The 10262-nt window shown below is 64.5% G+C and carries 7 protein-coding genes and 1 pseudogene; 4 read left to right on the top strand and 4 right to left on the bottom strand.

All coding sequences use genetic code 11. The features are described from left to right. Nucleotides 1-746 precede the first annotated feature (746 nt). The 4 genes and pseudogenes from KFO72_RS11170 to KFO72_RS11185 form a co-directional block, all read left to right on the top strand. Complete coding sequence (locus KFO72_RS11170) at nt 747-1757, top strand: zinc-binding alcohol dehydrogenase family protein (RefSeq protein ID WP_225032088.1); 1011 nt, start codon at nt 747-749, stop codon at nt 1755-1757. A 441-nt stretch (nt 1758-2198) separates the two neighbouring features. Then, nucleotides 2199-2501: a putative quinol monooxygenase gene (locus KFO72_RS11175; protein ID WP_060609100.1), complete on the top strand. Its 303-nt coding sequence runs from the start codon at nt 2199-2201 to the stop codon at nt 2499-2501. Nucleotides 2502-2530: 29 nt separating this feature from the next. Continuing rightward, complete coding sequence (locus KFO72_RS11180; protein ID WP_054931161.1) at nt 2531-5188, top strand: excinuclease ABC subunit UvrA; 2658 nt, start codon at nt 2531-2533, stop codon at nt 5186-5188. Between the two features lie 174 nt (nt 5189-5362). Continuing rightward, nucleotides 5363-5482: pseudogene (locus tag KFO72_RS11185) on the top strand (LysR family transcriptional regulator); the annotation flags it as partial. Here the strand turns inward: KFO72_RS11185 and KFO72_RS11190 are convergent. From KFO72_RS11190 to KFO72_RS11205, 4 genes are all read right to left on the bottom strand, one after another. Further along, nucleotides 5479-6180 (bottom strand): sterol desaturase family protein, encoded by a 702-nt coding sequence (locus KFO72_RS11190; RefSeq protein WP_225032089.1) that lies wholly within the window; start codon nt 6178-6180, stop codon nt 5479-5481. The pseudogene KFO72_RS11185 and the gene KFO72_RS11190 sit on opposite strands and share 4 nt — an antisense overlap. A 62-nt stretch (nt 6181-6242) precedes the next feature. After that, nucleotides 6243-7619: an MFS transporter gene (locus tag KFO72_RS11195; RefSeq protein ID WP_054931230.1), complete on the bottom strand. Its 1377-nt coding sequence runs from the start codon at nt 7617-7619 to the stop codon at nt 6243-6245. A 67-nt stretch (nt 7620-7686) separates the two neighbouring features. Continuing rightward, nucleotides 7687-9408, bottom strand: coding sequence for a GMC family oxidoreductase (locus KFO72_RS11200; protein WP_225032090.1), 1722 nt, complete (start codon nt 9406-9408; stop codon nt 7687-7689). 45 nt (nt 9409-9453) lie between these two features. Continuing rightward, nucleotides 9454-10260 (bottom strand): enoyl-CoA hydratase/isomerase family protein, encoded by an 807-nt coding sequence (locus KFO72_RS11205; protein WP_054931164.1) that lies wholly within the window; start codon nt 10258-10260, stop codon nt 9454-9456. Nucleotides 10261-10262: the final 2 nt, after the last annotated feature.

The following is a 10262-nucleotide window of genomic DNA, read 5'->3' on the forward strand; positions in this document are numbered from 1 at the left end:
GCCGAAGAAGTTCGTCATCGATCCGCACGGCAGCGTGAAGAAAGCCGCATAGAGCTGGAAGTTGTTACGAGGCGCTCGACTGCTCCTCTCCTTCGGGCGCCCCGATCCGTCACATGAGGCGGGTGAGATAACCGGACGGGTCACCGACTCGCGAGGGCGCCCGAGATAATGGAGCAAGAAGTCGTGGCAAGCAATCTCGGCGTCGTCTATCGAGCTCCCGGCAAAGTCGCCGTCGAGGCCCTGCGAGACCCAGCTCGCGCGCAAGCTGGATCACGGGGTCTAACAGACCTTGGCAATTTCCTGCTGATAGCAGCCATCCGCCGAATCGCAGGCGCGAACGACCCATGTTCGGCTTTCGCGATGCGCGTCGCACGCAGGCGTTTCTCGCATGCTTGGGCCGATCAGGCAGCACGTCGCCTTGCCCAGACATCAGATGAACGCGGCATGTCATCACGACATACTCAAGAAACGCATCACCGCCTGGCATGGTTGGACCGTCGACGATGAAATCGAGCAGGATACCCATGTTTAATCAGAAACATAGCCTATGCAGCGCCTGAGCCGGTCCACTACGCATTCAGGATACCCGCCTATACGATGATCAACCTGCGCCACTACGACTGGGCGTCAGTGAGCGCAAGGCGCCACCAACAGGCGCGTCATTGCCCTATGGTTTCCTGACGATATTGGTGTGTTGAACAACACTCGCCGGCTGCAACTAAAACTTTCATTTTTGTGGAGTACGTATGAAAGCTGTGGTCTATAACGAGTCGGTCCCGCTCGGTTCACCGGATGCCCTGACCGACACCACATTGCCCGAGGCTGAGCCAACCGGGTACGACCTGTCGGTGCAAGTGCATTCGGTCTCGGTGAACCCGGTCGACACCAAGATCCGTGGCGGCGTGCTGCCGCCCCCAGTGGTGCCAAAGGTGCTGGGTTGGGATGCGTCCGGCGTGGTACGCGCCGTGGGCGACAAAGTCACCCTGTTCAAACCCGGCGATCGCGTCATGTACGCCGGTTCGCTGTTACGGGCGGGCACCAACAGCGAGCTGCACCTGGTCGACGAGCGCATCGTCGGTCCGATGCCGAAGAGCCTCAGCTTCGAGCAAGCGGCCGCGCTGCCGCTGACCTCGATCACGGCCTGGGAGTTGCTGTTCGACCGTTTGCAGGTGCGCGATGGCAAAGACCCGATCGGGACGCTGCTGATCATTGGCGGCGCCGGCGGCGTCGGCTCGATACTGACCCAGCTGGCGCGCCGGCTGACCGGCCTGACCGTGATCGCCACCGCATCGCGGCCGGAAACACGGGAGTGGGTGCGCGAGCTTGGCGCGCACCGTGTGATCGACCACACGAAGCCGATGCCGGCGCAATTGCGCGGCCTTGGCATTGACGAGGTCGATTACGTGGCGAGCCTCACCCACACTGACAGGCACCTGGTCGAGATCGCCGAGATGCTGGCGCCGCAGGGCAGGCTGGGGCTGATCGATGACCCCGTGTCGCTCGACGTGCCGATCCTCAAGCCCAAGAGCATCTCGCTGCACTGGGAATTGATGTACACCCGCTCGATGTACCAGACCCCAGACATGATCGAGCAGCACAATATTCTGGTCCGGGTCGCCGAACTGGTCGACGCCGGCGTACTGCGCACGACGCTGGCGGAGCATTTCGGCACCATCAACGCGGCCAATCTGCGCCGCGCCCATGCCTTGCTCGAGAGCGGCAAGGCGCGCGGCAAGATCGTGCTGTCCGGGTTTTGAGATTTCGAGCTCCCTTGCGTCGGGCTGACGGCCTGGCAGCCGGAGCACAGGAAACTGAAGCTGCAGCAGCCAAGGGCAGGCGGTCCTGATTACGGGCGCTGGCGGCGGCGTAGGGGGTGCGGTGCAGATGTGCGGCCAGGGCGACGCGCTTGCCTGGTTCATGCGCCTGACTCAGGCCCGCGGGGTCGATGCGCTGATCGATCTGGTGTCGGCTGACCCGGCCACGGCCCTGCTGCCGTTACTCCGCCACAACGGCGAGATGGTGTGCGTGGTCGGAATCAAGTGCCGCTTTGGCTATTTCCAGACGGATCGGGCGGTAGGCGCGAGGCTGCCCGTCAGCGTGTCCTCGCGTTCTTATCGGTGCGTCACTATGATCAATACACCCGGTGCGGAGCACGTATCATTGTCCGCCACCTCAATGCGTGCAACAGGAGCCATGTCATGGTCAAGACCGCGTTATTCGTCCGGCTGGAAGCGAAGCCGGGCAAGGAGCAGGAAGTAGAAGCCTTTCTGATGGGCGGATTGCCGCTCGTCGAAGCGGAGCCCGCAACGATCGCGTGGTTCGGCCTGCGCCTCGGTCCGTCCACGTTCGGCATCTTCGATACTTTTCCCGACGAAGCTGGCCGCCAGGCGCATCTCGCGGGCAAGGTCGCCGAGGCGCTGATGGCGAAAGCCGCGGACCTCTTTGCCAGGCCGCCCGAAATCGCGCGCATCGACGTGCTCGCGGCGAAGCTGCCCGGCTAGCTGGCCTGCGGATTGCTGCTCCGCAGCGGATGAACTCCCGTCCGAAACCCTTCCCCGAAACCGCGCGCGATGGCTTCGTGCGCGTGCGCGGCGCGCGCGAACACAACCTGAAGAATATCGACGTCGACATTCCGCGTGATGCGCTAGTTGTATTCACGGGCGTGTCCGGCTCCGGCAAGTCGTCACTCGCATTCGGCACGCTCTACGCCGAGGCGCAGCGGCGCTACTTCGAGTCGGTCGCGCCTTACGCGCGCCGCCTGATCGACCAGGTCGGCGTGCCCGAATTCGATTCGATCGAAGGACTGCCGCCCGCCGTCGCGCTTCAGCAGCAGCGCGGCACGCCGAGCGCGCGCTCGTCGGTGGGAAGCGTCACGACGCTTTCCAGCCTCGTGCGCATGCTGTACTCGCGCACCGGCAGCTATCCGCCGAAGCAGCCGATGCTCTACGCCGAGGACTTCTCGCCGAACACGGTGCAGGGCGCCTGCCCGACGTGCCACGGGCTCGGACGCGTGTACGAAGTCACCGAAAAGTCGATGGTCCCCGACGACACGCTCACGATCCGCGAGCGCGCGATCGCCGCGTGGCCGCCCGCGTGGCACGGGCAGAATCTGCGCGACATCCTCGTCACGCTCGGCTACGACATAGATACTCCGTGGCGCGAGTTGCCGAAAAAGGACCGCGACTGGATCCTTTTCACGGAAGATACACCTACGGTGCCCGTCTACGCCGGCTTGACGCCCGAGGAAACGCGGCGTGCGATCAAGCGCAAGATGGAGCCCAGCTATCAGGGCACGTTCACCGGCGCGCGCCGCTATGTGTTGCACACGTTCGCGAATACGCAAAGCGCGCTGATGAAAAAACGCGTGTCGCGCTACATGATCGGCAGCGAGTGCCCGGCATGTCACGGCAAGCGATTGAAACGCGAGGCGTTGTCCGTGACGTTCGCCGGACTCGACATCGCCGCGTTCTCGCAGATGCCGCTCGTGCGCCTCGCCGACCTGCTCGGCCCGATCGCGCGCGGCGAGCTGCCCGCGCACACCCACGGCATCGACGGCGACAGCGCAATCCTTGGCAGGCAGGCGATGCGCGAAGCGACCGAGAAGCGCGTCGCAGCGGGCGGCTCCGCGCACAAGGCGGCGCCGAACGTGCGGCGCACGCCCAACATGTCGGACGAGAAGCGCGTCGCAGCGCAACGCATCGCGGAGGAATTGCTCGAACGCCTCACGACGCTGATCGACCTCGGGCTCGGCTACCTCGCGCTGGATCGCTCGACACCTACGCTTTCATCGGGCGAGTTGCAGCGCTTGCGGCTCGCGACGCAGCTTGCCTCGCAACTGTTCAGCGTCGTGTACGTGCTCGACGAGCCGTCGGCAGGGTTGCATCCTGCCGATGGCGAAGCGCTTTTCACGGCGCTCGAGCGGCTGAAGGCGGCGGGCAATTCGCTTTTCGTCGTCGAGCACGATCTGAGCGTGATGCGACGCGCGGACTGGCTCGTCGATGTCGGCCCGGCCGCGGGCGAAGCAGGCGGTCACGTGGTGTACAGCGGGCCGCCGGCGGGACTCGCGAAGGTCGAAGCGTCGCAGACGCGCAAGCATCTCTTCGCCACGCACAAGCGTGCCGCGCACACTCCCCGCACGCCTTCAGGCTGGTTGCGGCTCGCGAAAATCACGCGCAACAATCTGCACGGACTCGATGCGGCGTTTCCGCTCGGCTGCTTCACGACCGTGACGGGCGTATCGGGCTCGGGCAAATCGAGCCTCGTCAGTCAGGCGCTGCCGGAGCTCGTCGCGGGACGCCTCGGCCGCACGATCACGCCGGACGCCGACGAAGAACTCGACCCGCTCCTCGCCGCCGATACACAGCCCACCAGCGGCGACATCGTCGAAGGAATGGAGGCGATCCGGCGGCTCGTGCGCGTCGACCAGAAGCCGATTGGCCGCACGCCGCGCTCGAATCTCGCGACCTACACAGGCCTCTTCGATCACGTGCGCAAGCTTTTCGCCGAGACGCCGGCCGCCCGCAAACGCCGCTACGACGCCGGTCGCTTCTCGTTCAACGTCGCGAAAGGCCGCTGCCCGACGTGCGAAGGCGAAGGGTTCGTCAGCGTCGAACTGCTATTCCTGCCGAGCGTGTATGCGCCCTGCTCCACCTGCCACGGTACGCGCTACAACGGGCCGACGCTCGAAATCGAATGGCGTGGCAAGAACATCGCGCAGGTGCTCGGATTGACGGTCGATGCCGCCTGCGACTTCTTCGCCGACGAAGCGCAAGTCATGCGCGCGCTGCAAGTGCTGCGGGACATCGGCCTCGGTTATTTACGGCTCGGACAGCCCGCGACGGAGTTATCGGGCGGTGAGGCGCAGCGCATCAAGCTCGCGACCGAACTGCAGCGCGCGCAGCGCGGTGACTCGCTCTACATCCTCGACGAGCCGACGACAGGCCTCCACCCCGCCGACGTCGACCGGCTGATGACGCAGTTGCAGGGTCTCGTCGACGCGGGCAACACGGTGATCGTCGTCGAGCATGACATGCGTGTCGCGGCGCACAGCGACTGGCTGATCGACATCGGACCGGGCGCGGGCGACGACGGCGGAAGGACGGTTGCGTGCGGCCCGCCTGCAGAAGTCGCGAAAGTGGCAGAAAGCCGCACGGCCGCTTATCTGCGCGAGCGTTTGTCGCAAACTTGAAAACTGCGGTGAAAACAGCGGTGAAAACAGCGGCCGAAGCCGCAGTGCTGTTCAGTTAAGTTATTCAGGTATTGAACGGTGTAGCGGCGAGGTCTGGCGCTGTGGAATCCGCTGACGGAAAACGTGATCGACAGCCTGGCCTGTCAACTGCTCGATGCCGTTCAGACATGGCGTCTCATCCAGGTCAGGCATCCAAAGCGGCCGATCGGTCCCGCCGCACAGGCGCTCATCACGTTTATCACTGACGAGATAAAGCGCGTGACGACGGGAGTTTTGGGGAAACAGGCGCCTTAGCGGCCGCGTCCCAACGGTTCGCGCGCACCACTCGGAACGTCGCTGCGCGTGCCGAACAGCGTGTCGCAGATCGGGAACGTGAGGTTGAAGTTCTGCGTCGCCATCACTTCGGGATCATGGTGTGTGGCGTGCAGGCGCCGCACTGTGTTGACGAACGGAACGCGGTCGAGGAACGGGCTGTCGGTGACGTGTGAGAGCGTATGCAGGCCCTCGTACATCAGAAAGTACGCCGCCATCGTCAGCAGCGCGATATAGCCTGCGTTGCGGGAGAATACGAACCCGATCACGAGCGCGAACGGCACGGCCGCCAGCACGAACGCAACGGGCGCAAAAGGCGGAAACAGCAGCGCGCGCCAGTGACGGTGGCCCTTGTATTCAAGCGTCACATGCGTGAAGAACCGGTGATGGACAGCGCAATGACGCTTGTAGATCATGCTGAAATACTTTGTCGGACGATGCAGCACGTAGCGGTGCGCCGCCCATTCCGCCCAGTTGCCGAACAGAAAGAGCGGAATGACGGCCAGCCATTCGGCGAGCGTCGGCGCATGAAGCTGCATCAGGCAATACACGATCACGCCGCCGGTGAAGAGCAATGTGAAGCCGAGGTGCATTTCGCCGCGATACCACCATGGCGTGGCATTGACATACTCGTCGCGGAACTTGTCGGAACGCGCACGAACGTCTTCTTCGTATTTCATCGATGTCTCCGGCTGTTGTGAAAGGCGTACGCCCGTTGGCGTCCGCCGTTATGCCCAATGACTCAGGAGGAACTGCGCGCGGAACCGCCTTCGAGCTTGCCGAGCGTCTCGGGCACGACGAAGGCGCCCACGAGAAAGATCACGCTGATCGCGCCGACGAAGATGGCCAGCGTCATCGGCAGCTGGCTCGCGTCCTTCGCCACCAGCGACACAGCCGTCGGCATCACTCCGCCGATCGCGAAACCGATATTCCAGGAGAGGCCCGTGCCCGTCGCGCGGATCGAGGTCGGGAAGCGTTCGTTCAGGAAGATCAGGATCGGCGCATAGCCGGCGCTGCCGAGCGCGCTGAGAAGGACTGCATAGACGCCGACCATCACGATGCTGTCCGCCGTAGGCAGCAGCAAAAATAGCGCGGGCAACGCGACGAGCCGGATCAGCCCGATCCACACGAATGCACCCTTGCGGCCGATGAACGTACTGAGGTGCCCTGCCGCGACCGATGCGATCACGACCGCGATGCTGCAGATCATCAGGATCGCTGCGGCGGCACCGTTGGGGGCGTGGCTAACTACCTTCAGGAACGTCGGCAGGTAGCCCGATGTCAGGTAGTAGCCGCTGCCGCCGCCGATCGTCAGGAGCAGGTTGACGAAAAGGATCTTGCGATAGTCGCGCGAGAACAGCGTCTTTAGCGGCGAGCGCACGACTTCGACGGGCGCGCTCTTGGCCTGCGTGGTGGCCCTCGCAGCCTTTTCGGCGGCGAGCTTCTTCCACAGAGGCGACTCTTCAAGGCTGTTGAACACGAAGAGACCCAGCACCGAGCTGATGATGCCGGTGAAGAACATGCAGCGCCAGCCCCATACGTCAAAGGCATCGCCGGGGAAAAGCGCCGACATCGCGAGGAACGTTACGGAGGCGAGCAGCGCGCCGAGCCCCGCCCCGCCACCGCCGATCAATCCCGATACCGCGCCGCGATACTTCGGCGCGACGGATTCCGTTCCAATGGTATGCGTCGAAGCAACCACGCCGCCGACAAACACGCCCTGGATGAGCCGCAGCAAGAGAAAGAGAATCGGCGCGAGCAGGCCGGCTTGAGCGACGGTCGGCAGCAGGCCGAAGGCCGCCGTCGACATGCCGACGCCGACGACCGCGACGATCATCGCCCCCTTGCGGCCGTGACGGTCCGCGTAAGAGCCAAAGAGCGCGGAGCCGAGCGGCCGCATCAAAAGCGTCACCGCAAAAGATGCGTACACCGCAGCGAGCGAAAGCATCGCGTGTTCGGACGGGAAGAACAGACGCCCGACAACCGGCGCGACGTACAACAACACGAACAGGTCGAACAGATCGAGCGCCCAGCCCATGCACGACGCCACCACTGCGCCCATGATCTGCCGCTGATTTACCGGAAGCACGGCGGCCCCGTCTTGCGCTGCTACAGACATTTGCATCTCCTTGTGTTTCACAGGCGCGCTTTGTTGGATGCGCGCTCTTGTCGAGGTTGAAAAATCGTCAGTGCTCGGCAACGGACGGCGATGCCACGCTCGCCCGTCGCTGGGCAACCATCGCGTCGGCGATTTTCTCGGCGATCATGATGGTCGGTATGTTCGTATTCGCCGATGGCAGTCGCGGCATCAGCGATGCATCCACGACGCGCAACCCTCGCGTGCCTCGCACGCGGCCTTGCGCGTCGGTGACGGCGTCGCGGTCCCGCGCGCCGCCCATGCGACAGGTGCCGCTCGCATGCCACACGCCGAACACGTTCGCGCGGATGAAATCGGCGAGCGCGCGCTCGTCGTGGATCAGCGAAGTTATCTTCAGGCCGCGCGTGAAGAAGCGGTCGATCAGCAGACGGCGCAGCGGCGCCGGTGTGTCGAGCAGCGCACCGAGGATCGAAGTCACAAAAGCATTGCCATCTCCGACCTTGCTCAGCGCCTTCACGCGCGGCGAGAAAGCCGCCGGAAAGAAGTCGCGCGCATCGCGTCCCAGACCCGATGCATCGACAACGCGCGCCAGCATCCGCACGCCAGCGGCGAGCCGTTGCAGATCGCGTTCGTCGTCGAGCAGATTCAGATCGACGCGCGGCGCAACGGCCGCATCGGGCGACGCCAGTTGCACGCGGCCACGCGAATACGGCCGGTTGCACCACAGGAAGAAGAGGCCGAGCCGGTTGCCGAGCGCATGCCACGCGGCGCGCGTCGCGCTCGACAGATACAGATCCGACTCGTCGCAGCCCGCGACGCCCGAACTCATGCGCGCGGCCATGATGCTCGCGCGGCGTCGCGCGAGCGGCATGCGAAAGCGCGGCTCGAGAAAATGACAGAACGTGAGCGAAGGATGATCCTGCAGATTGCGTCCGACGCCCGGCAAATCCACCGTACACGGAATACCCATCGTCACGAGTTGGCGCGCATCGCCGATCCCGGCGCGCATCAGCATCGCAGGCGACTGCAACGCGCCCGCGCTCAGCACCACTTCGTCCGCATCGAAACGCACGCGCTCGCCGTTCGCCGCAATCGCGACGACACCGCGCGCCGTCGCGCCTCCCATCACGATGCGTTCGACGCGCAGGTTCGAATAGATGTTGAGATTCGGGCGCTTGCGTGTGGCTTCGTCGAGATAGGCGATAGCCGTCGACACGCGCTTGTCGTCGAGGTTCGAGAACGCGCCCGGAAAGAAGCCGTCGCCGAATTCGCCGTTCTGGTCCTGAAGTTCCGCGAAGCCGTTCGCGCGCAAACCCTTCGCGAATGCATGACAGAACGCTGGCCAGTCCTTCGGCATGATGCGGCGAATCGGTACGGGACCGTCGCCGCCGTGCAATTCGCCGCCGGGAAAGTTCACGTCGCGTTCGAGCTTGCGAAAGTACGGCAGCACGTCGCGCCACGACCAGCCGTCGGCTCCGTTCGCGGCCCATTCGTCGTAGTCGCGCGGCAGGCCGCGATTGGCCGACTGCACGTTGATGCTCGACCCGCCGCCCATCACGCGACCCTGCTCGTAGACGCGCGGCGCGGCGTGCTGCGTGGCTTTCGCTTTCAGATCGGGCCAGATATACGTGTCGCCGCAGAAGACGGGCATCGGATAGCTGTCGAGTATCGCCGCGGGCACGGCGCCCGGCGGCGTGTCGGTGCCCGCCTCGATCAGTGCGACGCGCACCGACGGTTCCGCCGACAGCCGATGCGCAAGCACGCATCCCGCCGAGCCGCCGCCTACGATCACGTAGTCGAAGCGATCCATCGCGTTGTCTCCTCTTGTCTCGTCCGCTGCGCGGCGTGTCAGATATCAGCTGCCGCGAAACACCGGCTTGCGCTTGCCATGAAATGCTTCGACGCCTTCGCGGAAATCGTCCGACGCGCGCAGCCGGCTATAGCAATGCCCTTCGAGTTCGATCGCGATCGAAAGCGGCGAGTCTTCCGTATCGTTCAGCAGCTTCTTCGCGGTGCGCTGCGCGAGCGGCGAGAACGCGCGCAGTTCGTCGACGAGCGCATCGGTTGCCGATTCGAGTTCCGCGTCCGCGACGCAATCGACCGCGATGCCCCACTCGTACGCCTGCTTGCCCGGAATGCGGCGCGAGCGCATCACGATGTCCTTCGTGCGGCCGATGCCGACCATCGACTGCAGACGCGCCGAGCCGCCCGAGCCGGGAATCTGGCCGAGCTTTTGCTCCGGCAGCGCATAGAAGGTCGTATCGGTGACGATGCGAAAATCACACGCCAGCGACAACTCGAAGCCCACGCCGAAGCAGAAGCCGCGATTCGCCGCGATCACCGGCTTCGAGCACCGCGCGGGTGCCGCGATGTTCCACGCGAGCTTTGATACGTGCTCCGGCGAGGCTTCCAGAAAGCCCTTGATGTCGCCGCCGCTCGAAAAATGCTCGCCCTTCGCGCGCACGACGATCACGCGCACGCGGTCGTCCTCGTCGAGGGCTTCGAACACGGCGCGCAACTGGTCGCGTGCGTGCATCGAAATGACGTTGAACGGCGGCCGATGCAGGATGATGTCGGCGCGCTCGCGCTGCGCATCGATTTCGACCGAGAAGCCGTCGAGGTCTTGCAGCAGCGTCTGGCCGCGATGGTTGAGATCACTCATTG

It is taken from the genome of Paraburkholderia sp. XV, assembly GCF_020177535.1.
Taxonomy (GTDB): Bacteria; Pseudomonadota; Gammaproteobacteria; order Burkholderiales; family Burkholderiaceae; genus Paraburkholderia; species Paraburkholderia caribensis.

What these genes read in the sequence shown, in the direction of transcription:
- KFO72_RS11180 (WP_054931161.1), top strand. Translation starts at nt 2,531, where the DNA reads ATGAACTCCCGTCCGAAACCCTTCCCCGAAACCGCGCGCGATGGCTTC.
- KFO72_RS11190 (WP_225032089.1), bottom strand. Translation starts at nt 6,180, where the DNA reads ATGAAATACGAAGAAGACGTTCGTGCGCGTTCCGACAAGTTCCGCGAC.
- KFO72_RS11170 (WP_225032088.1), top strand. Translation starts at nt 747, where the DNA reads ATGAAAGCTGTGGTCTATAACGAGTCGGTCCCGCTCGGTTCACCGGAT.
- KFO72_RS11200 (WP_225032090.1), bottom strand. Translation starts at nt 9,408, where the DNA reads ATGGATCGCTTCGACTACGTGATCGTAGGCGGCGGCTCGGCGGGATGC.
- KFO72_RS11195 (WP_054931230.1), bottom strand. Translation starts at nt 7,619, where the DNA reads ATGTCTGTAGCAGCGCAAGACGGGGCCGCCGTGCTTCCGGTAAATCAG.
- KFO72_RS11175 (WP_060609100.1), top strand. Translation starts at nt 2,199, where the DNA reads ATGGTCAAGACCGCGTTATTCGTCCGGCTGGAAGCGAAGCCGGGCAAG.
- KFO72_RS11205 (WP_054931164.1), bottom strand. Translation starts at nt 10,260, where the DNA reads ATGAGTGATCTCAACCATCGCGGCCAGACGCTGCTGCAAGACCTCGAC.